20 protein-coding genes are annotated in these 23418 nt (G+C 68.4%); 14 read left to right on the top strand and 6 right to left on the bottom strand.

The window, feature by feature from the left end; translation table 11 throughout:
• Positions 1–9: 9 nt before the first annotated feature.
• Genes EHF44_RS14660 through ygfZ form a run of 3 tightly spaced genes read right to left on the bottom strand, consistent with a single transcriptional unit; the run spans position 10 to position 2226 of the window.
• Positions 10–867, bottom strand: coding sequence for an NRDE family protein (locus EHF44_RS14660; RefSeq protein ID WP_124684332.1), 858 nt, complete (start codon positions 865–867; stop codon positions 10–12).
• 37 nt (positions 868–904) lie between these two features.
• Positions 905–1195 (bottom strand): DUF4936 family protein, encoded by a 291-nt coding sequence (locus EHF44_RS14655; protein ID WP_124684331.1) that lies wholly within the window; start codon positions 1193–1195, stop codon positions 905–907.
• 20 nt (positions 1196–1215) lie between these two features.
• Positions 1216–2226: a CAF17-like 4Fe-4S cluster assembly/insertion protein YgfZ gene (ygfZ, locus tag EHF44_RS14650; RefSeq protein ID WP_124684330.1), complete on the bottom strand. Its 1011-nt coding sequence runs from the start codon at positions 2224–2226 to the stop codon at positions 1216–1218.
• 207 nt (positions 2227–2433) lie between these two features.
• Between ygfZ and mltG the strand changes: the two genes are divergently transcribed.
• From mltG to EHF44_RS14615, 7 genes are all read left to right on the top strand, one after another.
• Positions 2434–3432 (top strand): endolytic transglycosylase MltG, encoded by a 999-nt coding sequence (gene mltG / locus EHF44_RS14645; protein ID WP_124684329.1) that lies wholly within the window; start codon positions 2434–2436, stop codon positions 3430–3432.
• A 4-nt stretch (positions 3433–3436) separates the two neighbouring features.
• Positions 3437–4039 (top strand): dTMP kinase, encoded by a 603-nt coding sequence (gene tmk, locus EHF44_RS14640; protein WP_124684328.1) that lies wholly within the window; start codon positions 3437–3439, stop codon positions 4037–4039.
• Positions 4040–4124: 85 nt separating this feature from the next.
• A complete protein-coding gene (locus EHF44_RS14635) occupies positions 4125–5138 on the top strand; it encodes a DNA polymerase III subunit delta' (RefSeq protein ID WP_124684327.1) in 1014 nt (337 codons plus the stop codon).
• A 105-nt stretch (positions 5139–5243) separates the two neighbouring features.
• Entirely contained in the window at positions 5244–5663 is a 420-nt protein-coding gene (locus tag EHF44_RS14630) for a PilZ domain-containing protein (RefSeq protein ID WP_253699856.1), read from the top strand.
• A gap of 43 nt (positions 5664–5706) precedes the next feature.
• Positions 5707–6216, top strand: coding sequence for a GNAT family N-acetyltransferase (locus EHF44_RS14625; RefSeq protein ID WP_124684326.1), 510 nt, complete (start codon positions 5707–5709; stop codon positions 6214–6216).
• A gap of 13 nt (positions 6217–6229) precedes the next feature.
• Complete coding sequence (locus EHF44_RS14620) at positions 6230–7027, top strand: TatD family hydrolase (protein WP_124684325.1); 798 nt, start codon at positions 6230–6232, stop codon at positions 7025–7027.
• On the top strand, positions 7020–7763 hold the full coding sequence (locus EHF44_RS14615) for an ankyrin repeat domain-containing protein (RefSeq protein ID WP_124684324.1): 744 nt from the start codon (positions 7020–7022) through the stop codon (positions 7761–7763). Before EHF44_RS14620 ends, EHF44_RS14615 begins: the two co-directional genes overlap by 8 nt.
• Positions 7764–7832: 69 nt before the next feature.
• Here EHF44_RS14615 and EHF44_RS14610 read toward each other — a convergent pair whose 3' ends face one another.
• Positions 7833–8912 carry a J domain-containing protein gene (locus EHF44_RS14610; protein ID WP_124685112.1) on the bottom strand — a complete coding sequence of 360 codons (1080 nt, stop codon included), beginning with the start codon at positions 8910–8912 and terminating at the stop codon, positions 7833–7835.
• A 329-nt stretch (positions 8913–9241) separates the two neighbouring features.
• Here EHF44_RS14610 and EHF44_RS14605 point away from each other — a divergent pair, with 329 nt between their 5' ends.
• The 7 genes from EHF44_RS14605 to EHF44_RS14575 all read left to right on the top strand — a co-directional run bounded on the left by EHF44_RS14605 (position 9242) and on the right by EHF44_RS14575 (position 16038).
• Positions 9242–10825, top strand: a complete 1584-nt coding sequence (locus EHF44_RS14605) for a cbb3-type cytochrome c oxidase subunit I (protein WP_124684323.1) — start codon at positions 9242–9244, stop codon at positions 10823–10825.
• A gap of 3 nt (positions 10826–10828) precedes the next feature.
• Complete coding sequence (locus EHF44_RS14600; RefSeq protein ID WP_124684322.1) at positions 10829–11425, top strand: cbb3-type cytochrome c oxidase subunit II; 597 nt, start codon at positions 10829–10831, stop codon at positions 11423–11425.
• 1 nt (position 11426) lies between these two features.
• Positions 11427–12029, top strand: coding sequence for a c-type cytochrome (locus EHF44_RS14595; RefSeq protein ID WP_124684321.1), 603 nt, complete (start codon positions 11427–11429; stop codon positions 12027–12029).
• Complete coding sequence (locus EHF44_RS14590; protein WP_124684320.1) at positions 11995–12702, top strand: SCO family protein; 708 nt, start codon at positions 11995–11997, stop codon at positions 12700–12702. Before EHF44_RS14595 ends, EHF44_RS14590 begins: the two co-directional genes overlap by 35 nt.
• Positions 12699–13379: a hypothetical protein gene (locus tag EHF44_RS14585; protein ID WP_216643957.1), complete on the top strand. Its 681-nt coding sequence runs from the start codon at positions 12699–12701 to the stop codon at positions 13377–13379. Before EHF44_RS14590 ends, EHF44_RS14585 begins: the two co-directional genes overlap by 4 nt.
• Positions 13380–13428: 49 nt before the next feature.
• Positions 13429–14619, top strand: a complete 1191-nt coding sequence (locus EHF44_RS14580) for an HD-GYP domain-containing protein (protein ID WP_124684319.1) — start codon at positions 13429–13431, stop codon at positions 14617–14619.
• Between the two features lie 78 nt (positions 14620–14697).
• Positions 14698–16038 carry a mechanosensitive ion channel family protein gene (locus EHF44_RS14575; RefSeq protein ID WP_124684318.1) on the top strand — a complete coding sequence of 447 codons (1341 nt, stop codon included), beginning with the start codon at positions 14698–14700 and terminating at the stop codon, positions 16036–16038.
• Positions 16039–16833: 795 nt separating this feature from the next.
• On the opposite strand, the gene purT is transcribed toward EHF44_RS14575, so the two are convergent.
• Both purT and EHF44_RS14565 read right to left on the bottom strand, forming a co-directional pair.
• On the bottom strand, positions 16834–18036 hold the full coding sequence (gene purT, locus EHF44_RS14570) for a formate-dependent phosphoribosylglycinamide formyltransferase (protein ID WP_124684317.1): 1203 nt from the start codon (positions 18034–18036) through the stop codon (positions 16834–16836).
• A 266-nt stretch (positions 18037–18302) separates the two neighbouring features.
• Complete coding sequence (locus EHF44_RS14565; RefSeq protein WP_124684316.1) at positions 18303–22964, bottom strand: filamentous hemagglutinin N-terminal domain-containing protein; 4662 nt, start codon at positions 22962–22964, stop codon at positions 18303–18305.
• Positions 22965–23418: the final 454 nt, after the last annotated feature.

Raw genomic sequence — 23418 nt, 5'->3', positions numbered from 1 at the left:
CGTAGAGGACTAGCGCGGAGCCGGCACGGTGCCGGTGTCGCGGGTGACGTTGAGGCGGCCCTGGTAGCTGACCTCGCCGGTCTGGCCGTCGGCGTCGAAGCTGCGCTCGACGAAATCGAACCGGCCGTCATGGCGCACACGCAGCACCGTGCTGGCGCGCGTGCCGTAGCTGGGCGAGCGGATGAACGCCGACGACAGCAGCTTTTCCCACTCGGGGGCCACGCCGGTGCTGGGCAATTCCCAGTCGGGCGCCTGCTTCTCATCGGCCAGCATCTGCAGGTACGGGTCGGGGCTCGATCCGAACTGGCCACGGTCGGCGGCCAGTACCTCGCACAGCGCGCCCACGCGGCTGCGCACCTTGGGCCACGGCGTATCGAGCAGCGCGTTCGACAGGCCGTACAGGCCCGGCTTGAGCCGCTGCGGCTGGCCGGACTTCGACCGGTTGCTGTACCACCAGAGATCGTGCAGGTCGCTCGCCAGCAGGTTGAAGCCGTTGTAGGCGCCGTGCGCGCGGGCCAGGTCCTGCAGGTAGTCGGCCGGGCCCTGGCCGCCGCGCAGAAAATGCGACACCAGCTCGCCGCGCGAGCGGGCGTCGGTGCGTTTTTCGGACGGGGCGCGGAAGTTGGTCAGCGCGGCAAAGCGCGCGCGGGAGTCGTCGGGCCATTCGGGCGACGCGGCATTGGCGATGCCCATCCACGTGCCGGCATCGCCAATCACTTCCGCCAGGTCGCGGCCGCCCAGCACCTCGGGGGCGTCGTGCCACCAGTGCGCGGGCGCCGCCGGGCGGGCATAGAATTCGTCGCGGTTGCCGGCCACCACCAGGGCATAGTCCGGGTGGGATTGCCAGGCCACCAGTATCAGACACATGGGGCTTCCTTTGCTACGGCGCCGCGGCCCGCGGGGGCTACAGCGCGTCGAGGTCGATGAACCGCTCGCTCATGCGCTCGCCGCTGATCCATTGCGCCAGACCGCTCTGGCGCCAGAGACCGTCGAGCGTTGCATCGAACGCGGGCGGGACATCGGCATAACACTCCATCCACGTCTGCAGGCCGGCCCGGGTCTCGGGCCTGCGCATCAGCGTACCACCAATCCCGGTTGCCTCGGCGACCGTTTCCATCCAGCGGTGCCAGTGCGGCAGGGCGTCGGCCGCGTGCGCGTCGGGTACCTTGAAGTAGACGTAGAGATGATCGCTCATGGTGGAGTTCCCGGGGGCGTTCAGCCGGCCGCCTCGGCCTCGTTGGGCAGCGGCACTTCGTACGGCAGCGCACGCGTGGCCAGCGCCGGGCCATCGGCGGCGCCCAGGTGCAGCGCGCCCGTGGCGGCGTCGATCTTCAGCTCGGCCAGGCCGTCCCAGCCGCCCTGCGGCGCGGGCGCGGCGTTGACCACCATGCCGCACGGCTGGCCCGGGTCTTCCGGACGGAAGATCTCGGCGGCCGGCGCCGGTACGTCGCCTTCGCCATGCACGCGCCACATGCGGCGCTTGAGCGTGCCGCGGTACTGGCTGCGCGCCACCACTTCCTGGCCCGGATAGCAGCCCTTGCGGAAATTCACGCCGCCGATCAGCTCGAAGTTGATCATCTGCGGCACGAACTGCTCCTGCGTGGCGGCGGCGATACGCGGGATGCCCGCGCCGATGTCGAGCCAGTCCCAGAACGCCGGCGCGGCGGCGGCCAGCGTGCCGCCCAGCGCCTGCTGCAGCGACGCGGCGCGCTCGGCGGCGGCCACCACCTGCCAGCGCGGCTGGCCCTCGGCGTCGGGCAGGCGGATGACGGTGGCACCATCGGCCTGGGCCACGGCCAGCGGGCCGTGCGGCGCCGGCAGCCCGGCCTGGGCCAGCGCGGCCTCGGCACCGGCGCCGGCCACGCCCAGCACGCGATGCGTGGCGGACAGGTCCGACAGCCTGGCCTTGGCGCGCAGCACGAACATCGACAGCCGCTTCTGGATGGCCGGCTGGATGTCGGCCGACAACTGCAGCACGATGCCGTCGGGGTCGCGCCAGGCCAGGAAGCTGGCCAGCAGCCGGCCCTTGGGCGAGCAATAGCCGGCCAGCCGCGCGGCATCGGCCGGCAGGTCTTCCACGGCGTTGGTGAGCTGGGTGTGCAGGAAACTGGCGGCGTCGTCGCCGGCCACGCGGATCAGGCCCAGCCCGGCGGGGGCGGTCACGATGCCGGCGGCGGGCAGGGCGGCGAGGCTGTCGGCAAGCGACGGGAAATCATTGGCGGACATGCGGAACGGTCCTGGAAATCGAAGGGATGCGGTGAATTGGGGGCGCCACGCGCGAAACACAACGTGTGCGGGCCGGACGGTAACGCTCGGTGACACATCGGCCACAAGGCTGCCGGTATTATATGGGCCTGTCGCCATTCCGGCCGGCCGCGCCCTTGATCCCGACCCGCCGGCGGGGGCAAGGCGGCGGGCCCTATCCTCACTTTCATGAAACGTCTGTTCTCGCGCCTGGTCGGGGCGCTGGTGGTCTTTGCCGTCGCCGCTGCCGGCGGCTTTGCCTGGTGGGCCCATCAGCCGCTCACGCTGTCCGCGTCGCCCGTCGAGGTCATCGTCAAGCCGAACTCCGGCGTGGCCAGCGTCGGCCGGCAGATCCAGCGCGGCGGGGTGCCCATGGACCCGCGCCTGTTCCAGTTGCTGGCCCGCCTGACCGGGCATGGCGCCGACCTGAAGGCGGGCGGCTACCAGTTCGAAACCGGCGTGACGCCGCTGGACGTGATCGAGAAACTGGCCCGGGGCGAGGTGTCGCACTACGTGGTCACCGTGATCGAGGGCTGGGAATTCCGCAAGATGCGCGCGGCCGTGGATGCCAGCCCGGCGCTCCGGCACGACACCCGGAGCATGACCGACGCCGAGCTGATGCAGGCCATCGGGGCGGCGGAGACGTCACCCGAAGGGCTGTTCTTTCCCGATACCTACCTGTTCGCGCGCGGCAGCAGCGACATCGACCTCTACAAGCACGCCTACCGGGCCATGCAGAAGCGCCTGAACGACGCCTGGAACGCCCGCGCGCCGGACCTGCCGTACAAGACGCCGTACGAGGCGCTGATCATGGCGTCGATTGTCGAGAAGGAAACCGGGCAGGCCGGCGAGCGGCCGATGATCGCCGCCGTGTTCGTCAACCGGCTGCGCAAAAACATGATGCTGCAGACCGATCCGACTGTGATCTATGGCGTGGGGCCGACCTTCGATGGCAACCTGCGCAAGCGCGATCTGCAGGCCGACACCCCGTACAATACGTACACCCGGACGGGCCTGCCGCCGACGCCCATCGCGCTGCCGGGCCTGGCCTCGCTGGCCGCGGCCACCACGCCGGCGCCCACCGATGCGCTGTACTTCGTGGCCCGTGGCGACGGCAGCAGCCACTTTTCCAGCTCTCTCCCTGAACACAACCGCGCGGTCGACAAGTACCAGCGCGGGAAACCCTGATTCCATGCGCGGCAGATTCATCACTTTCGAAGGCATCGACGGCGCCGGCAAGAGTACCCATGTCGAATGGGTGGCCGGCCGCCTGCGCGAACGCGCCACCGTCGTCACCACGCGCGAACCCGGTGGCACGCCGCTGGGCGAGGACCTGCGCCGCCTGCTGCTCCATCGCCAGATGGACCTGGAGACCGAGGCGCTGCTGATGTTCGCGGCGCGCCGCGAACATATCGCCGAAGTGATCGAACCGGCGCTGGCCCGGGGCGACTGGGTGATCTCCGACCGCTTCACCGACGCCACGTTTGCCTACCAGGGCGGTGGGCGCGGCCTGCCGCGTGCGCGGCTGGAGGTGCTGGAGCAGTGGGTGCAGGGCGCCTTGCAGCCGGACCTGACGCTGTTGTTCGACGTGCCGCTGGAAACGGCCGCCGCCCGGCTGGCGAACGCGCGGCAGCCGGACAAGTTCGAAGCCGAGTCGCGCGCGTTTTTCGAGCGCACCCGCGCCGAGTACCTGCGCCGGGCCGCCGAGTCGCCGCAGCGCTTTCGCGTGATCGACGCCACGCGCTCGATCGACGAGATTCGCGTGACGCTTGAAGAAATCCTCGCAAGCCTCTGATATTCCGAAGATATATGCGTGTGATGATGTGTCTGCGGACGCCTCCGACAATACATGAGCACCACGCGCTAACCGATTGATCTGCATGCTCTATCCCTGGCAACAAGACGACTGGCAACGGCTGGCGGTGCTGCGCGAGCGGCTGCCCCATGCGTTGCTGCTGCATGGCCAGCAAGGCATCGGCAAGCGCGACCTCGCCCTGCACTTTGCGCAGGGGCTGTTGTGCGAGACGCCGCTGGCGGACGGCCAGCCGTGCGACCGGTGCAGCGCCTGCCACTGGTTCAGCCAGGGCAACCATCCTGATTTCACCGTGGTGCGGCCGGAGGCGCTGGAAGCCGGCGACGCGGCCGAGGGTGATGCCGAGGCGGGCGGCAGCAAGAAGAAGGCGCCCAGCAAGATCATCCGCATGGAGCAGGTGCGCGGGCTGATCGAGGCGGTGGGCGTTGGCACGCACCGGGCCGGGCTGCGCGTGGTGGTGGTCTATCCGCTCGATGCGCTGCAGACCGAGGGCGCCAACGCGCTGCTCAAGACGCTGGAGGAGCCGCCGCCGTCGACGGTCTTCCTGCTCGTGACCGACCGCATCGACCGCGTGCTGCCGACTATCCTGTCGCGCTGCCGCCAGTTCTCGGTGACGCGCCCGACCCTGGCGGCGGCGCTGGACTGGCTGCGCAGCCAGGGCGTGGCCGACGTCGAGGCCCAACTGGCCGTGGCCGGCGGCGCGCCGCTGACCGCGCTGCACGCCGCCGAGGCCGAGGAGCAGCCGCTGCAACGCTGGCTGGTGAGCCAGCTTGGCGCCGGCGCGGCGTTCGATGCGCTGGCGGCGGCCGACCAGCTCCAGAAGCTGCCGGTACCGGCCGTGCTGGGTGTGTTGCAGCGCTGGACTTACGACCTGCTGGCGCTGTGCGTCGGCACGGGCGCGGTGCGCTACTTCCCGAAGGAGCAGGCGGCGCTGGCCCGTTGCGCCGGCGCCACCGACGCGCACCGGCTGCAGGCGTTCGCGGCGCGGCTGGTCAATCACCGGCGCAGCGAGAGTCATCCGCTGGCGGCGCGGCTGGTCATGGAATCGGTCTTTCTGGACTACCGCCAGTTGTTCCGCTGACCGGTACAAAAGCATAGGCATCGATGGGCACACGTGGTAAAAGTCGAGCCACGTGTTTCCTAAATCCAATAGCCGGCACAAGCCGGCAGCAGTCAGGGGTCGAACATGAATGCACCAGTCACGACGCCGCCGCGCGCAGCGGGGGCGATACCCGGCAATCCGGCCACGGGGCCCGCAGGCGGCGCGCCGCAGCGGCCCAACGTGTTGTCGCTGTCGATCAAGGACCAGGCGGGGCTGTACGCCGCGTACATGCCATTTCTGGCGCGCGGCGGCATCTTCGTGCCGTCGAACCGGCCGTTCCGGCTGGGCGAGCAGGTCTTCCTGGTGCTGTCGCTGCTGGACCGGCCCCAGAAGTACCAGGTGCAGGGCACCGTGGCATGGATCACCCCGGCCGGCACGCCGATGAAGACGCCCGGCGTGGGCGTGCATCTGCCGGACGACGAAAACGGCCGCGTGCTGCGGCGCGCGGTCGAGGAACTGCTGGGCAAGGCCATCGAATCGGGGCGCCCCACGCAGACCCTCTAACCTGATGTGAAAGGCGAAGTTTGCTTCGCAAGTTATTGTATTTATGAGTCAATCTGGTTTCACGCTGCGTCTGGCGACGCGCGACGACCTGCCCGGCATCGTCGACATCTACAACAGCACCGTGGCGTCGCGCATGGTCACGGCCGATACCGAGCCGGTCAGCGTGGCGTCGCGCGAGGCGTGGTTCGATGCGCACCAGCCCGCGCGCCGTCCGCTCTGGGTCTGCGAGGCCGCCGATGGCCGCATGGCCGGCTGGGTCAGCTATTCGGACTTCTACGGCCGGCCCGCCTACGGCGCCACGGCCGAGGTCTCGATCTATCTCCACGAGGATTTCCGCGGCCAGGGCCTGGGCCGGCTGCTGCTCGACGAGGCCATCTCGCATGCGCCCAAGGTGGGCGTGAACACGCTGCTGGGGTTTATCTTTGGCCATAACGCGCCGAGCCTGGCGCTGTTCGAGCGCCACGGCTTCTCGCGCTGGGGCGACCTGCCGCGCGTGGCCGTGCTCGATGGCGTGGAGCGCGACCTGGTGATCCTGGGCCGCCGGCTCGACTGATACGGGCAGCACCATGTTTGTCGACTCCCATTGCCATATCGATTTTCCCGAGCTGGCGCAGCGCCTGCCCCAGTTGCTGGAAAACATGAAGACCAACCAGGTCACGCACGCGCTGTGCATCTCGGTGACGCTGGAGGATTTCCCGCGCGTGCTCGCGCTGGCCGAGCAGCATCCCAATCTCTACGCGTCGGTGGGCGTGCATCCCGATTACGAGGAAGACGCCGAGGAGCCGACGCTGGAGCGGCTGGTGACCCTGTCCGCCCACCCGCGCGTGGTGGGCACCGGCGAGACCGGGCTGGACTACTACCGGCTCAACGGCCGCAGCATCGCCGACATGGAATGGCAGCGCGAGCGGTTTCGCACCCATATCCGTGCCGCGCGCCAGACCGGCAAGCCGCTGATCATCCATACCCGCTCGTCGGCCGACGACACGATCCGGCTGATGCGCGAGGAAAACGCCCGCGAGGCCGGCGGCGTGATGCACTGCTTCACCGAGACCTGGGACATTGCGAAGCAGGCGCTGGACGAGGGCTTCCATATCTCGTTCTCGGGCATCGTCACGTTCAAGAGCGCCGCCGACCTGCAGGAAACGGCGAAGAAGGTGCCGCTGGACCGGATGCTGATCGAGACCGATTCGCCGTACCTGGCCCCCGTGCCATACCGCGGCAAGACCAACGAACCGGCCTGGGTGCGCCATGTGGGCGAGTTCATCGCCCAGCTGCGCGGCGAGCCGGTGGAAAAGGTGGCGGAACAGACCACGGAAAACTTCTTCCGCCTTTTCAAGCACATAGACAGGAATTCTCATGCTTGATCTGAAGATTCGACGGCTGGCGTCGGCCATGGCGCTGGTGGGTTTGACGGCGATGTCGGGCTGCGCGCTGGTGCAGGCCGCCCCGGCCGACGACATGCGCAAGGCCGTGGAATTCGACGACGGTAACACGGTGCAGAAGCTGCTGGCCAAGGGCGTGGACCCGAACCTCGTGGACAACCGCGGCAATCCGATGCTGGTGGTGGCGCTGCGCGAGAAATCGAAGAAGGCGGCCACGGCGCTGATCAAGGCCAAGAACATCGACTTCGACAAGACCAACCCGGCTGGCGAGAACGCGCTGATGATGGCGGCGCTCAACGGCGAGCTGGACATGATCAAGCTGATGGTCGACGGCGAGGAAGCCGAGGTCAACAAGAAGGGCTGGGCGCCGCTGCACTACGCCGCGACCAACGGCCACAACGACGTGGTCAAGTACCTCGTGGACCATGCGGCCTATATCGACGCCGAAAGCCCGAATGGCACCACGCCGCTGATGATGGCGGCGCGCGGCGGCCATATCGACACGGTCAAGCTGCTGCTGGACGAGGGCGCGGACCTGCGCCTGAAGAACCAGCAGGGCATGACGGTGATCGACTTTGCCGAGCAGTACAACCAGAAGGAAATTGCCGACGGTTTGAAGTCACGCTGGCAGAAGCTCTACGGCAATGTGCCGCCGGCGGCACCCAAGCCGAAGCCCTACGTGCCGCCCAACGGCCAGCCGCAACCCAAGGCGTATTGATCCACCCGCCTGTGGCCGATCGTGCCGACCGCGCCGGCCGCGCCGGCCATGCCCTGACGCCGTGGCGCGTCAGGGAAATTCCCGCTCGGAGATCGCCACCGAGCGCGAGGTGCCGCCGGGCACCGCGTACAGCTTGAAGACGTTGCGATTGGCGCTGGTGCCACGGGCCTCGCGGATCTCGCTCAGGTCGAAGCGCTCGGAGCGGAAGATCTCGCCCGAATCCAGGCTCTGGTAGCGCAGGTCGTAGGCGCCCGGCGAGATGTTTTCCATCGTGAACGACGACCCGCCCCGCACGAAGCTCGTGCGCACGGGCAGTGGCGCGTTGCCGTCGACGGCCACCAGCTTCAGCAGGACGTCGGACGCGCTGCCCGAGTTGTCGACCGTCAGCGTCGACAGTCCATTCCCATTGAGTACCGGATAGCCCGGCAGGTAGCCCGAGTGGTCGGGCCACGGCATGCCGCGCGGCGTCATCGACGGCCGCGTGTAGCGGCGATCGGACGCGCCAGGCGCCGCGCCCGGCGTGAGCGCCTTGGCCAGCGTCTGCACCGTGCTGGCCGGCTGCGCCGCACGGGTGCCGTCGCTGGCCGACGCCTGTCCGCTGCCGGACCAGTCGCCCAGCAGGATCAGGATGATCGCGCCGATGGCCGCGTACAGCGCGAACGACCCGTACTTCGGCAGCGGCGTGGCCGGGCCATCGGCGGGACGGTTGCGGGCCGGACGCTCGGCGCGCGGACGCGACGCCTTGCGCGCGCGGAACGGCGCGTCCTGCTGGCTGTCCTCAGGCCCTGGCCGGGCCTGGCCGGCGGTGCCGCCGCCCGCCTGCGCGGGCCGCGCGGCCTGCCGGGCCGCCTGCTGGCGCTGGGCCGCCTGCCGCTGGGCGGCGGCGGTGCGCTGGGCCTGCGCGCGGCGCAACTGCTGCTCGGCCTCGCGCTTTTCCTCGGCGGCGATCCACTGGTCGTGCTCGGCGCGCTTGTCGGGGTCGCGCAGCACGTCGTAGGCGGCGTTCAGCAGCCGCATGATGCGGTTGGCTTCCTCGCCGTCGGCGTGACGGTCGGGATGGTATTTCTGGCTCAAGGACTTGTAGGCGGCCCGGATGACTTCGGGCGGCGCGTCGCGGGAAACCTTGAGGTTGTCGTAGTGGGTATGCATCAAGCGGGAAAGACGCAATGGCGGTGGTCGACAACAGATAACGGCAAGTGGCCGCCATTTTCAAGGCTTTTCTGCGCAGGACGGGGCGGCGCCGACAGTGTCGCGCCACGGGCGGGCGCGTGTCTGCGGGGTGCCCAACAAAGTGCCTGGACGTGGCAGGGGCCGCGAATTCTAGTCGGCGGCGGCCGCGGCCGCAGTAGCACCTAAGGATGATTGGCCCGGCCCGGCTGAATCGGTATCTTCGATGCAACTTTTCAGGGAGGTCGCCCGGCGCGACCGGTGCCTGACCTGTTCCGCCCCCGATGTCCGCCCGCGCCCGCGCGCCTGCCATGAACACCGTTGCCATCCTGTTGTCAGCGTTCCTGCTCTCCGTCTTCGCCCTCGGGGCGTTTATCTGGAGCATGCAGAAAGGCTTCTTCGATACCTCGCCGGCCGCCGCGCGGGTCATCTTCGGCGATGCCGAAACCGGCCATCCCGAAGACCCCGGCGCTGCCCGCGCCGGGCTGCCCGACCCCTCGCGCGAGGCGGCCGACCGGTCGTCGGCGCCGGTGGTCTTCCTGTTCCTGTGCTGCGCGATGGTGTGGCTGGTGGTGGCGTCGGCGGCCGGGCTCACGGCATCGGTCAAGCTCCATGCGCCCGACCTGTGGGCATCGGTGCCGTGGCTGACGTTCGGCCGCATCCGCACGATCCACCTCAATGCCGTGGCCTACGGCTGGGCGCCGATGGCCGGGCTGGGTATCGCCATGTTCCTGCTGCCGCGCCTGCTGCGCACCGAACTGGTGGGCGCGCGCTGGGCCGTGCTGGGCGCGGCGCTGTGGAACGCCGGGCTGATCGCGGGCGTGGGCAGCATCGCGGCGGGCATCTCGGACGGGCTCGAATGGCTGGAGATCCCGTGGCAGGTAGACATCCTGTTCGTGGCCGGCGGCGCGTTCGTCGGCTTTCCGCTGGTGCTGACGCTGCTGAACCGCAAGGTGGATCTCCTCTACGTGTCGGTCTGGTACATGGGCTGCGCGCTGTTCTGGTTCCCGGTGCTGTTCCTGGTGGCCAACTTCCCCGGGCTCCATTTTGGCGTGGAGCAGGCCACGATGAACTGGTGGTTCGGCCATAACGTGCTGGGGCTGTTCTACACGCCGCTGGCGCTGGCGTCGATCTACTACTTCCTGCCCAAGGTCATCGGCCAGCCGGTGAAGTCGTACGGCCTGTCGCTGCTGGGGTTCTGGGCGCTGGCGTTCTTCTACGGCCAGGTGGGCGGGCATCACCTGGTGGGCGGCCCGGTACCGGGCTGGCTGATCACGCTGTCGGTGGTGCAGAGCATGATGATGCTGATCCCGGTCATCGCGTTCTCGATCAACCAGCACCAGACGCTGCGCGGCAACTTCCGCCGGCTGGTGGATTCGCCGACGCTGCGCTTTGTCACCTTCGGCGGGATGATGTACACGCTGAGCTCGATCCAGGGCTCGTTCGAGGCGCTGCGCGGGGTCAACCGCGTGGCCCACTTCACGCACTACACCGTGGCGCACGCCCACCTGGGGCTCTATGCGTTCGTCAGCTTCGCGTTCTTTGGCGCCATCTATTTCATCGTGCCGCGCATCACGGGCCGGGAATGGCCGTACCGCTGGCTGATCTACAGCCACTTCTGGCTGGCCGTGGGCGGCATCGGCGTCTATTTCGTCAGCCTGACCATCGGCGGCTGGCTGCAGGGGCTGGCGATGCTGGACGCCGCGCGGCCGTTCATGGATTCGGTGCTGCTGACCGTGCCGTACCTGAAGGCGCGCTCGTTGGGCGGGTTGATGATGCTGACCAGCCACCTCTGCTTTGCCGCCAATTTCGTCTGCGTGATCGTGGGCCTGGGGCCCAACCGCGACCGTCCGGCGCTGTTCCACCCGCGCCGCGGCCCGGCGCAGGGAGTCTGAGCCATGAACAACGAAAACGTATTGCTGGCCGGCGGCATGACGATGCTGGCGCTGGCGACCAGCGCCCTGGTGGTGCTGCCTTACCTGCAACTGCATGACGTGAAGCCCACCGAGGGCGTCAAGCCCTATACGCCCGCGCAGCTGCGCGGGCGCGAGGTCTACATCGCCAACGGCTGCATCTACTGCCATTCCCAGCAGCCGCGTGACAGCAGCTTTGCCCCGGACGCCAGGCGCGGCTGGGGCCGGGCTGCCGTGGCCGGCGACTACTACTACGACAAGCCGCACCTGCTGGGCACCATGCGCACCGGGCCGGACCTGCTCAATATCGGCGTGCGCCAGCCCAGCGCGGACTGGCACCTGGGTCATCTGTACCAGCCGCGCGCGTACGTCAGCGGCAGCATCATGCCGAGCTACCCGTACCTGTTCGACGTCAAGGACGCGCCCGAGGCCGGCGAGAAGGCCGTGCCGCTGCCGCCCGGCTATGCGCCCATCGGCAAGGTGGTGGTGCCGACGGCCGCCGCGCTGGACCTGGTGGCATACCTGCAATCGCTGAACCGGACCGGGGCCGCACTGCCGGCGGCGGCCAGGGCGGGAGACTGACATGACAGATTCGCGTGATGACCGCCACGCCACGGCCGCCCGCGCCCGCGAGCACGCCGACCCGCACGAGAACCGCGCGCCGATTCCGCGCTACGTGCTGGCGATGGTGGCCGTGCTGGTGGGGTGGGGCGCGTGGTATATCGCCACGGCGCCGATCGACCAGCCGCCGGCACTCGGCGACCGCCGCACCGAGGCCGACCTGCGCGGCCAGCCGAAGTCCGCCGCCGTGGATGGCGCCGCCGTGTTCCAGAGCCGCTGCGTGGCCTGCCATCAGGCCAGCGGGCAGGGTTTGCCGGGCGTGTTTCCGCCGCTGGCCGGATCGGAATGGGTGACGGGGCCGGACGCCACGGCGGCGCGGATCGTGCTGCGCGGGGTGACCGGCAAGCTGACCGTCAAGGGCACGGCCTACCAGGGCGCCATGCCGGCGTTTGCCGACCAGCTTGGCGATGCCGAGATCGCCGCCGTGCTGACGCACGTGCGCAGCCAGTGGGGCAATGCCGCGCCGCCCGTGACGGCCGCGACCGTGGCCGCCGCCCGCGCCGACACCGCCGCCATGCAGGCGCCGTACGATGGTGACGCCGCCCTCGGCAAGCCGGGCGGCTAGGCGCCGGCCGCTGCCGCCGTGGGCGGTGCTGGCCGGCGTGCTGGCGCTGGCGGGCGCGGCAATCCACGGGTTAACCGATGGATTGTCGGCGTGGACGCTCGACCAGCGGCGCGCGGCCCATATCGCGCGCCAGACGCTGCGCTTGCCGCCGATTGACGTCCACACGCACGACGGCCAGCGCGTGCGGCTGTTCGGCGGGGCCGGTGCCGCCGGTGCTGCCGGTGCGGCTGCGATGGCCGACGATCCGCCGCCGGCCGTCTATCTTGTCGATTTCATCTACACACGCTGCGCCACGGTCTGCCGGGCGCTGGGCGCCGAGTTCGACCAGTTGCAGCGGCAGCGCGACGCCGTCGGCATGGCCGGCCGCATCGCGCTGGTGTCGCTGTCGTTCGATCCGCGCGACACGCTGCCGGACCTGCGCGGCTATGCCAGCACCCACCACGCCCGCCCGCCGGGCTGGCGGGTGGCGGCGGCCGTGGCCCCGGCCGACATGGCGCGGCTGCTGGCCGATGCCGACGTGATCGCCATCCCGGATGGCCTGGGCGGCTTTGCGCACAATGGCGGCCTGCATGTGGTCGGCGCCGACGGCACGGTGCTGGCGACCTATCCGCTCGAAAACTTCCAGACGGCCTATGCATCGGCGCTGGCCCACGCCCGACGGGGGCCGCGATGAGGCGCATCCGCGCGGGCTGGTGGCTGGCGGCGCTGCTGGGGCTGCCCGCGCTGCCGCCGCTGCGCGGCCTGTTCGAGTCGTCGATGGCGCTGCTGATGCTCGCGCTGCTGCCGGGCCTGTTCGCGGCGGGCTGCCTGCTGCCGCACGTGCTGGCGGCCCGCTGGGCGCCTCGGCGCCGTGCCCGCGCGCTGGTGCGGCTGCGGCCCCATGCGCTGGCGCTACTGGTGGCGGCGTCGGCCGGCTATGGCGTCTGGATGCTGCCGATCGCCATCGACCTGTCGCGGATGGCGTGGCCGCTCGGGGTGGCGCGCGACGTGTCGGTCTGCGCGGCCGGGCTGGCCGCCGCGCTGGCCGTGCGGCTGGCGCCGTGGCCGCTGGTGTTGTTTTTTGGCGGCAACCTGGTCTGGATGGGCCTGACTTTTGGCATCCTGTTCGTCGACGCGCCGGCGCGGCTCTGCGCCAGCTACCTGCTGGACGACCAGCGCGTGGCTGGCGCCGGGTTGATCGTCTTGTCGCTGGGGTTGGGGGGCTGGCTGCTGGCCTGGGCCGCGCGGCAGGCGGATGCCGCGCCATCGGCCGGAATGCGAAAAAAACTAAAGAAAGCGGGCAGGCTGCCGATAAAGGCGGCCAACGAGAAGTGTCATCACAAGACGGGGCCTGACCAGAGCCCCGCTTGATCGGCAGCGCGCGGCGCGTCCGCGCGGGCCATTTGATAGGGGCGAGCGCATGCTGAGAAGAATCAAGGCGGAACAGCTACAGATTGGCATGTTCGTGGCAAGGCTGGGCGGGCCGTGGATGAACCACCCGTTCTGGCGGTCGCGGTTCCTGGTCACCAGCGACGAGCAGGTGGAGCAGATCCAGTCGGCCAACGTGCAGGACGTCTGGATCGACATCCTCAAGGGCCGCAACCTGCCCACGCCGGCCACGCCGGAGACCATGGAGGCCGACGCCGGCGACGACGCGCCCGAGGCCAGCTTCGAGGACGAGCTGGAACGGGCGCGCGAGCTGATCAAGACCGGCCGCGCGCTGATCGGCAACCTGTTCAACGACGTGCGCATGGGCCGCGCGCTGGAAACCCACGGCGCGCTGCTGCTGGTGGATTCCGCATCGACGTCGCTGTCGCGCCATTCCCAGGCGCTGCTGGCTATGGCCCGGCTCAAGGCCAAGGACGACTATTCCTACCTGCACGCGTTCTCGGTTTGCGCGCTGATGATCGCCGTCGGCCGCAACCTGAAGCTGCCCGACGGCGAGGTGCGCGAACTGGGGCTGGCCGGGCTGGTGCACGACATCGGCAAGCTGACGCTGCCCGACGCGCTGCTGCTCAAGGCGGGCGACCTGTCGCCGGCCGAGGAGGAGCAGATGCGGCGCCACCCGTCGGCCGGCTATCGCATCCTGAACGAGGCCCGGCTCTACACGAACATCCCGCTCGACGTCTGCGTGCACCACCACGAGCGCGTGGACGGCCGGGGCTACCCGTTCGGGCTGCTGGAGCACGAGATCAGCATCCACGCCAAGATCGCGGCCATCTGCGACACGTACGATTCGCTGACGTCGCCGCGGCCGAACCACCAGGCGTGGTCGCCGGCGCGGGCCATGGAGTACATCGCCGTGCGCGTCGACACGCTGTTCGACCGCCGCGTGTTCAAGGCGTTTACGCGCACCATCGGCATCTATCCGCTGGGCACGGTGCTGCGGCTGCGCTCGGGCCGGCTGGCCGTGGTCTGCGGCAAGAACGAGGGCGAACCGCTGCGGCCGCGCGTGATGGTGTTCTACTCGGTGACCGATTCGAAGCCGCTGCCGCCCGAAGTGCTGGACCTGTCGCACGACGACGACACGGTCATCGCCTTCGAGGACGCCAAGCAGTGGGGCTTCAGCGACGACCAGTTGATGGCGATGTACGCGCCCCACGCCAGGTAGGCCGGGCCGGCGGCGGGCCGGGCAGGGCGGTGGTAGTAAACTCGGGGCTTGTCCGGTCCGACCGATTGCATTCTCCCGATGACATTTGACGCCCTGCTGGACCTGTTCCAGCAACGCATTCCCGCCCATCCCTGGGCACAGATCTCGCTGTATGTGCTGGCGCTGGTGGTGATCGCCGCGCTGTCGCAGTGGCTGGTGGCCCGGGTGGTGGGCCGCGTGGTCTACCGCGTGCTGAGCCTGTCCGGCAACCGCGAATGGGCCGCCGCGCTGATGCGCCATCGCACCTATCGCCGGCTGGGCTACGCGGTGTTCCTGGCCGTGATCACGGTGGGCATCAGCCAGGTGCCTGACCTGGGCAAATTCTCGATCCTGATCGAACGGCTGGCGCACGCCGGCACGTGGGTCAGCATGTTCCTGATGCTGTCCGGCGTGCTGGCGGCCTGGCAGACCGTCTTCGCCAACAGCCGGCGTGCCCAGACGCGGTCCATCAAGGGCTACGTCCAGATTGCCCAGTTGGCCCTGTGGCTGGTCTGCGGCGTGCTGGTGCTGTCGATCCTGATCGACCGCTCGCCGCTGTGGATGCTGTCGGGCATCGGCGCGCTGTCGGCGGTGCTGCTGCTGGTGTTCAAGGACACGCTGCTGTCGCTGGTGGCCAGCACGCAGCTTACGTCGAACGACATGCTGCGCATTGGCGACTGGATCGAAATGCCGCAGTCCAACGCCGACGGCTTCGTGATGGACATCGCGCTGCACACGGTCAAGGTCAAGAACTGGGACAACACCGTGACCACGGTGCCCACGTACAAGCTGTTCTCGGAAAGCTATCGCAACTACCGCCACATGTTCGAATCCGGCGCGCGCCGGATCAAGCGGATGCTGCGGATCGACGCCTCCACGGTGCGGTTCCTGGACGACGACGAGGTGACGGCGCTGATGCGGTTCCGACTGCTGCACGACTACCTGGAGGTCAAGCAGCAGGAGGTGGAGCAGACCAACCGCGCGCTGCTGGGCGAGAACACCGACCCGGTGAACCGCCGCCGGCTGACCAACCTGGGCACGTTCCGGGCGTACGGCATCGCCTTCCTGCGCGCGCACCCCGACATCCACCACGACCTGCTGCTGAACCTGCGCATGATGGAGCCCGACTCGCAGGGCATCCCCATCGAGGTCTACTGCTTCAGCAACCGCACGGGCTGGATGGACTACGAGCGCATCCAGGGCGATATCTTCGACCACCTGCTGGCCATCCTGCCGGAACTGGGGCTGCGGCTGTACCAGGCGCCGTCCGGCGCCGATCTGGCCGGCGTGCGGGAGTTTTCACCCCACGGCGCCCACGCTGCTTTGGCCGCCGCGGCGACAGACCCAGGGGCCAGAGAGCCAACGCAATCGCCGATGGACAGGGCGGATCGGGTGGTTTGAGGGGCGTTGAAACGCCCGGGGCCGCTGGTTTGCTTCCCTCTCCAGCATCGCGGGAGAGGGCCAGCAGTTCAAACTGCGACCAGTCGGCAAGCAGAGCCTCAACGCCCTCTCCCCCAACCCCTCTCCCGCAGGCGGGAGAGGGGAGCCAGACAGCGGGAATTTCAAGCCTGCTAGGTTCAAATCCCGCGCCGGTTTGCTCCCCTCTCCCGCAACGCGGGAGAGGGGCCGGGGGAGAGGGCAAGCGCGTCAAGTTCCGCCAATTTCCAACCCGACCCGCCGTTTTGCTCCCCTCTCCCGCAACGCGGGAGAGGGGCCGGGGGTGAGGGCCAGCAGTCCAAACTGCGATCAGTCGGCAAGCAGAGCCGCAACGCCCTCACCCCCAACCCCTCTCCCGCAGGCGGGAGAGGGGAGCCAGACAGTGGAATTTCAAGCCTGCTAGAAGCAAATCCCGCGCCGGTTTGCTCCCCTCTCCCGCAAGGCGGGAGAGGGGCCGGGGGAGAGGGCGAGCGCGTCAAGTTCCACCAATTTCCAACCCGACCCGCCGTTTTGCTCCCCTCTCCCGCAACGCGGGAGAGGGGTCGGGGGAGAGGGCCAGCAGTCCAAACTGCGACCAGTCGGCAAGCAGAGCCTCAGCGCCCTCACCCCCAACCCCTCTCCCGCAGGCGGGAGAGGGGAGCCAGACAGCGGAATTTCAAGCCTGCTAGAAGCAAATCCCGCGCCCCGTTTTGCTCCCCTCTCCCGCATCGCGGGAGAGGGGTCGGGGGTGAGGGCCAGCGCATCCAATCCCACAAACTCTCAGCCCTTGCGCGGCTTGACCTTCGCCGCGGCCTCCTTGGCGCGACGCCGGGCGGTTTCCACGTCGGCGTCGTAGGCCAGTGCCACCCCCATCCGACGCTTGGTGAACGACTCCGGCTTGCCGAACAGGCGCAGTTCGGTCTGCGGCACGCGCAGCGCCTCGTCGACGCCGTCGAACACGATGCCTTCCGCATCGACTCCGCCATAAATCACCGCGCTGGCGCCCGGCGCACGCAGGCTGGTGTCCACCGGCAGCCCCAGAATCGCGCGGGCGTGCAGCTCGAACTCGTTCTGCCACTGCGAGATCATCGTGACCATGCCGGTGTCGTGCGGGCGCGGGCTGACTTCGCTGAACCAGACCTGCTCGCCCTTGACGAACAGTTCCACGCCGAACAGGCCCTGGCCGCCCAGGTCGGCCGTGACGGCGCGGGCGATGTGCTGGGCGGCTTCCAGTGCCTTCGGGTGCATCGGGTGCGGCTGCCAGCTTTCCACATAGTCGCCGGCCACCTGGACGTGTCCGATCGGCTCGCAGAAATGCGTCTCCACCTGGCCGCTGGCGCCGACGGCGCGCACCGTCAGCAGCGTGATCTCGTAATCGAAATCGATGAAGCCCTCGACGATTACGCGGCCATGGCTGACCCGGCCGCCGGCCATCGCATAGTCCCAGGCCGCCTTGACGCCCTCGGGACCGTCGATCTTGCTCTGACCCTTGCCCGAGCTGCTCATCACCGGCTTGACCACGCACGGGTAGCCAATGCCGCCGTCGATGGCGGCCTGCAGCTCTTCCCGCGAATCACAGAACTTGTACGGGCTCGTGGCCAGGCCCAGGGTCTCGGCGGCCAGGCGGCGGATGCCTTCGCGGTCCATCGTCAGCCGGGCCGCCCGCGCGGTGGGAATCACGCGCACCACGCCGGCGGCTTCCAGCGCTTCGAGCGTCGGCGTGGCGATGGCTTCGATCTCGGGCACCACCAGATGCGGCCGCTCGGCCTCGATCAGGGCCTTGAGCTGATCGCCATCGCTCATCGTGATCGTCCGGGCATGGTGCGCCACCTGCTGGCCGGGCGCGTTTTCGTAACGGTCGACGGCGATGGTCTCCACGCCCAGGCGCTGTAGCGCGATCAGCACTTCCTTGCCGAGCTCTCCGGAGCCGAGCAGCATGACTTTGGTGGCGGAGGGGGAGAGGGGCGTTCCAAGGGTCGTCATGGCGGGGGCTCGCGGGAGGAAGAAAAGACGCGATTGTAGCAAGGCGGTGCGGCGTGGTTGCCTGGGTCGAGGGGCTGGCGCGGATGGTGTGCACGGGGCGGCGGCGGGTGGCGGTTTGCGACGGGCGGGGGCGTAAACGGCAATGTGCCGACGTCTTGCGACGCCGGCACATTGGTCTTCTACTGCTGGGTTACTGCTGGGTTACTGCTGGGTTACTGCTGGGTTACTGCTGAGTACTGGTCAGGGTTCCGGTTCGCCTCCCTCGGTCAGCGGGCCGCCGCAGCCGATTCGGGCGCGGAACCGTCCTTCAGCCAGCCGTGGCTCTTCACGACGTAGCGCTTGCCATTCGGCGCGCCGGCTTCGGTGTAGAAGAACTCGCGTGTCTCCATGTTCACCGCCAGATCGGCCTTGGTCTTGGTGACGGGGTCCTCGAAGACGAAGTGCTTTGTCCCGTTGGCGCCGTCCTGCAACGTCAGCGTGCGCTCGACAGTCCCGGACCTGGTCTTCACCTGGACCGTGGCCGTCGTTCCCTTCACCCGGACGGTGGCACCCGACATCAGCGCACCTTCCCACGCCTTGTCTTCGTCGGACTCGACCGTCAGCGGCACCGGGGCATCCAGGTACCACGTCTCATCGGTCATGTCGTCGATCACGTAGGCCAGGATACCGCCCGCGCCAACCGCGCCCATGATTGCACCGGCCGTGGCACCCGAGTTGGAGCCACCCGAGCCCGAACCGCCTGAGCCGTCCGAACCACCGTCAGGCGTCTTGTCGCCGCCGTCGGAGCCGTTGCCACCGTTCGAGCCGTTACCGCCGTCGGAGCCGTTGCCGTTGCCGTCGGGGCCGTTGCCGTTACCGTCGGGACCGTTTCCGTTCCCGTCCGGGCCGTTACCGTTGCCGTCGGGGCCGTTGCCGTTACCGTCCGGGCCGTTGCCGTTCCCGTCGGGGCCGTTGCCGTTCCCGTCCGGGCCGTTGCCGTTCCCGTCGGGACCGTTACCGTTCCCATCGGGGCCATTGCCGTTACCGTCGGGGCCGTTACCGTTTCCGTCCGGGCCATTGCCGTTACCGTCGGGCCCATTGCCGTTACCGTCCGGGCCATTACCGTTACCGTCCGGGCCGTTGCCATTGCCGTCGGGGCCATTGCCGTTCCCATCCGGGCCGTTGCCATTGCCGTCCGGGCCATTGCCGTTACCGTCGGGCCCATTGCCGTTACCGTCCGGGCCGTTGCCATTGCCGTCGGGACCGTTGCCGTTCCCATCAGGGCCGTTGCCGTTGCCGTCGGGACCGTTACCGTTCCCATCCGGGCCGTTGCCGTTGCCGTCGGGGCCGTTACCGTTGCCGTCCGGGCCGTTGCCGTTCCCGTCGGGACCGTTGCCATTGCCGTCGGGACCGTTACCGTTCCCATCCGGGCCGTTGCCATTGCCGTCGGGACCGTTTCCGTTCCCATCCGGGCCGTTGCCATTGCCGTCGGGACCGTTTCCGTTCCCATCCGGGCCGTTGCCATTGCCGTCCGGGCCATTGCCGTTCCCGTCGGGACCGTTGCCATTGCCGTCGGGGCCGTTGCCATTGCCGTCGGGGCCATTGCCGTTACCGTCCGGGCCGTTGCCGTTACCGTCCGGGCCGTTGCCGTTCCCGTCGGGACCGTTGCCATTGCCGTCGGGACCATTGCCGTTCCCATCCGGGCCGTTACCGTTCCCGTCGGGACCGTTGCCGTTCCCGTCAGGGCCATTGCCGTTCCCGTCGGGACCGTTACCGTTCCCATCGGGGCCATTGCCGTTACCGTCGGGGCCGTTACCGTTTCCGTCCGGGCCATTGCCGTTACCGTCGGGCCCATTGCCGTTACCGTCCGGGCCATTACCGTTACCGTCCGGGCCGTTGCCATTGCCGTCGGGGCCATTGCCGTTCCCATCCGGGCCGTTGCCATTGCCGTCCGGGCCATTGCCGTTACCGTCCGGGCCGTTGCCATTGCCGTCGGGACCGTTGCCGTTCCCATCAGGGCCGTTGCCGTTGCCGTCGGGACCGTTGCCGTTCCCGTCAGGGCCATTGCCGTTCCCGTCGGGGCCGTTGCCGTTTCCGTCAGGGCCGTTACCGTTCCCGTCCGGGCCGTTACCGTTCCCGTCCGGGCCGTTACCGTTCCCGTCGGGGCCGTTGCCGTTTCCGTCGGGACCGTTGCCGTTTCCGTCCGGGCCGTTGCCATTGCCGTCGGGGCCGTTGCCATTGCCGTCAGGGCCATTGCCGTTGCCGTCCGGGCCGTTACCGTTCCCATCCGGGCCGTTGCCGTTGCCGTCGGGGCCGTTGCCGTTGCCGTCGGGGCCATTGCCATTGCCGTCGGGGCCGTTGCCGTTCCCGTCGGGACCGTTGCCGTTTCCGTCAGGGCCGTTGCCGTTACCGTCCGGGCCGTTGCCGTTACCGTCCGGGCCGTTGCCATTGCCGTCGGGGCCGTTACCGTTCCCATCGGGGCCGTTGCCATTGCCGTCCGGGCCATTGCCGTTGCCGTCAGGGCCGTTGCCGTTCCCATCCGGGCCATTGCCATTGCCGTCCGGGCCGTTACCGTTGCCGTCGGGACCGTTGCCGTTGCCGTCCGGCCCATTGCCGTTGCCGTCGGGACCGTTGCCATTGCCGTCGGGCCCATTGCCGTTCCCGTCGGGGCCGTCACCGTTCCCGTCGGGGCCGTTGCCACCGTTGGAACCATTGCCGTCGGTGCCATTGCCGCCGTTCGAGCCGTTACCGTCGTCCGGGGGCACAACGGGTTCTGGACCTGCACGGTCTTGGCTGTTGAAGTTGATCTCGCCGTTATCCCGCTCGACTTGGCTGCCTGAGATGTAGATGCCGGTCCCATTCTCCGATCGGCCGTTGATGTTGATGGTCCCGTTCTCGCTGGCGGTGAGGCCGGGGCTCTGCATGTACACACCGTAGCTGTCGCGGGATTTACCGTTGAAGTTAACCGTGCGGTTGCCGGACACGTTGAGTTGCCCGCCAAGGTATACCCCAGAATTATCGGTCGACGTGCCAGAAATGTTAGCAGTGCCATTGCCACCGATGTTCACCGTCCCGCTGAACATTACCCCATGGTAATAGCCCTTCGACGTGCCGATGACTTCCAGATGGCCGTCGCCAAGGACGGTGAAGTTACTCAGGATAACGCCCATCCCCAGATTCCCATGGCCGACGATCGTCGCGCCACCGATATTCGATGTGCGGCCGTAAAGCTCCACGGCGCCATGAGTGCCGCGAAGTTCCGACGTCGCCGCGATATCGAGGTAGCCGCCGCCCAGGTCGAGGACGGTATCTGTAGTCGATGTCACTCTGCCCTTGCCGGTGCCTTCGCCCGCCCGAATGGTGAGATTGATGGCCTCGCCAGTTGTGGTGATGCGGGTCAGGGAGACATTCCCCTGCGCAATCATCGTGAGGTTGGCCGCGGCACCAGAGGTCTTTGTGATATTCGCTTGCTGCGTGATATTGCCGGCCGCGGGACCCGAGCTGGCGGTGCTGATCATGACGTCCGTGCCGTTGTTCAGCGCGTTGTTGATCGACGTGTTGCTGACCTTGGCTCCGGTGGTGCCCGCCGTAAATCCGTCGCTGACGCTGCCGGTGTAGCCGGAATCCCACGTGGTGATGATGATGTCGGTCGGATCGATCAGCCAGTCACCCGACTTGCCGTTCGGGGCTGCGGCGGTCACGGTGCCGAAGACGTTAAGGTCGTGGGCTGACGTCTCCACGAACCCGCCGTCGCCATGCCGTGCACCGGCATCGACCCGGGCGTTGACACCCACCTGCGTAAAGTTGGCGAAGCCAGCACCGTCCTGCAGCAGCTTGCGCGCTTCGGTGCCTTCGAGCTTGCCCAGCGAATCGCCGCCAAGAATCACCTTGCCGCCAGCCGAGTCGCCCGAGGCGTCGATCGAGGCGCTGTCGAACAGGCCGACGCGGTCGCCGGCCAGCACCACCGTGCCGCCCTGGCCGCCGTTGCGGTTGGAGGCGTCGATGCGGCCGGTCATGACCACGTCGCCGGTCTTGCCAGCATCGGCCACGACCGTGCCGGCGCGGACCACGCCGGACAGGTTCACCACCGTATTGAGCAGCGTGTCCTTGCCGCGTGCCGTAATCAGCACCGTGCCGTCTTGTGCATGGATGTTGCCGCTGTTTTCCGCCAGCGCGTTGGCGGTGGCGTCGTTGAGGACCAGCGAGATGCCCTGGCCGTTGTGCAGGGCCACCGTGGCGCTATCGCCAGCGGCCAGCAGGACTTGGCCGCCCGGGCCGGTCTTGATGTTGCCCCCGTTGCGGACCTGATCGCCCATGAAGGTCACATAGCCTTGGGCGTTGATGGAGCCTTCGTTGATGATGCCGGCCTGCGTGCCGGTGGCGCTCAGTGCCAGCGGGCTGCCGGCCATGAAGGCGTTGGAGTCGATGGACTTGGTGGTGGCCAGCAGCGAGCCGACATTGACCACTGCGCCGCGTCCGAACAGCACGCCGTTGGCGTTCTGGATCAGCACCTGCCCGTTGGCCAGCAGCGAGCCGTGGATATTGGAGGGGAGGCCACCCGTGACGCGGTTCAGCGCCTGGGCCTGTGCGTTGGGCTGGTTGAACTGGACCGTGTTGCCCTGGCCGATGCTGAAGCTGTTCCAGTCGATGACAGCGCGCTGGCTGCCCTGATTGATGGTCATCGTCGAGCCATTGGGCTGCGAGATGGTGGCCTGGCCGGCCACGACGTTGCCCTGGGTCGGGAGTCCTTGGGCACGGGCTTCGTCCATGTCCCAGGCAAACAGGGCGAGGGCGATGGCCGTCATCGCCGATACCACGCCCAGTTGGGGCGATGCCTCCGCAGCGGCGCCTTCACCAGGCGCCTTGCCGCGGCTCTTCACATTTTCCGCAACGGCCACAAGCATGCCGAGATGCTTGCTGAATACGCGGCGATACCGATTCTTGTTCATGGTTGAAACCCAACAGAAGTTGCGACGTGACGCGGCTCGGCTCTGCCTTCAGGAAGGCGGCCGATGCAGGCGTCGTGCGTCAATTCATGGAACGCGAGTTGACCCGCTCTAGCTCGGGATCGGGGGGCGCGCTTACTTGAGCTGCCGCGCGGTCTGTGGTCGTACCGGGTCCCGCGATCTCCTTGATGGCAATGCTAGAAACCTGGGGAAGGGCGGGGAATCGTAGAAACACGAAACACGCAGCGGGGTTGCATGAGAATGTCGCAGCGTCGCGAAGCGACGGGGGTCTGCGCAGAGCCCGGTGAAATATTTCGTAGAACTACGATGACTTGGGAAGTGGAGCCGGGGGCCAACAGATTCTGATTGCCCCTCGGAAAAGGACGATGTGCCGACGTCTTTCGACACCGGCACATCGTTTTCCCTACAGGCAGATGCTAGCTAGTAGCTTCTAGTT

This window comes from Cupriavidus pauculus (genome assembly GCF_003854935.1).
Classification (GTDB): Bacteria; Pseudomonadota; Gammaproteobacteria; order Burkholderiales; family Burkholderiaceae; genus Cupriavidus; species Cupriavidus pauculus_C.
This window is presented reverse-complemented; position numbering and strand designations above follow the sequence as displayed.

Coding starts and splice junctions, on each gene's coding strand:
- EHF44_RS14630 (WP_253699856.1), top strand. CDS start 5,244: ATGAATGCACCAGTCACGACGCCGCCGCGCGCAGCGGGGGCGATACCC.
- EHF44_RS14605 (WP_124684323.1), top strand. CDS start 9,242: ATGAACACCGTTGCCATCCTGTTGTCAGCGTTCCTGCTCTCCGTCTTC.
- EHF44_RS14660 (WP_124684332.1), bottom strand. CDS start 867: ATGTGTCTGATACTGGTGGCCTGGCAATCCCACCCGGACTATGCCCTG.
- EHF44_RS14590 (WP_124684320.1), top strand. CDS start 11,995: ATGGTGACGCCGCCCTCGGCAAGCCGGGCGGCTAGGCGCCGGCCGCTG.
- EHF44_RS14565 (WP_124684316.1), bottom strand. CDS start 22,964: ATGAACAAGAATCGGTATCGCCGCGTATTCAGCAAGCATCTCGGCATG.
- EHF44_RS14585 (WP_216643957.1), top strand. CDS start 12,699: ATGAGGCGCATCCGCGCGGGCTGGTGGCTGGCGGCGCTGCTGGGGCTG.
- purT (WP_124684317.1), bottom strand. CDS start 18,036: ATGACGACCCTTGGAACGCCCCTCTCCCCCTCCGCCACCAAAGTCATG.
- EHF44_RS14655 (WP_124684331.1), bottom strand. CDS start 1,195: ATGAGCGATCATCTCTACGTCTACTTCAAGGTACCCGACGCGCACGCG.
- EHF44_RS14625 (WP_124684326.1), top strand. CDS start 5,707: ATGAGTCAATCTGGTTTCACGCTGCGTCTGGCGACGCGCGACGACCTG.
- EHF44_RS14615 (WP_124684324.1), top strand. CDS start 7,020: ATGCTTGATCTGAAGATTCGACGGCTGGCGTCGGCCATGGCGCTGGTG.
- EHF44_RS14610 (WP_124685112.1), bottom strand. CDS start 8,912: ATGCATACCCACTACGACAACCTCAAGGTTTCCCGCGACGCGCCGCCC.
- EHF44_RS14575 (WP_124684318.1), top strand. CDS start 14,698: ATGACATTTGACGCCCTGCTGGACCTGTTCCAGCAACGCATTCCCGCC.
- EHF44_RS14595 (WP_124684321.1), top strand. CDS start 11,427: ATGACAGATTCGCGTGATGACCGCCACGCCACGGCCGCCCGCGCCCGC.
- mltG (WP_124684329.1), top strand. CDS start 2,434: ATGAAACGTCTGTTCTCGCGCCTGGTCGGGGCGCTGGTGGTCTTTGCC.
- EHF44_RS14620 (WP_124684325.1), top strand. CDS start 6,230: ATGTTTGTCGACTCCCATTGCCATATCGATTTTCCCGAGCTGGCGCAG.
- ygfZ (WP_124684330.1), bottom strand. CDS start 2,226: ATGTCCGCCAATGATTTCCCGTCGCTTGCCGACAGCCTCGCCGCCCTG.
- EHF44_RS14635 (WP_124684327.1), top strand. CDS start 4,125: ATGCTCTATCCCTGGCAACAAGACGACTGGCAACGGCTGGCGGTGCTG.
- EHF44_RS14580 (WP_124684319.1), top strand. CDS start 13,429: ATGCTGAGAAGAATCAAGGCGGAACAGCTACAGATTGGCATGTTCGTG.
- tmk (WP_124684328.1), top strand. CDS start 3,437: ATGCGCGGCAGATTCATCACTTTCGAAGGCATCGACGGCGCCGGCAAG.
- EHF44_RS14600 (WP_124684322.1), top strand. CDS start 10,829: ATGAACAACGAAAACGTATTGCTGGCCGGCGGCATGACGATGCTGGCG.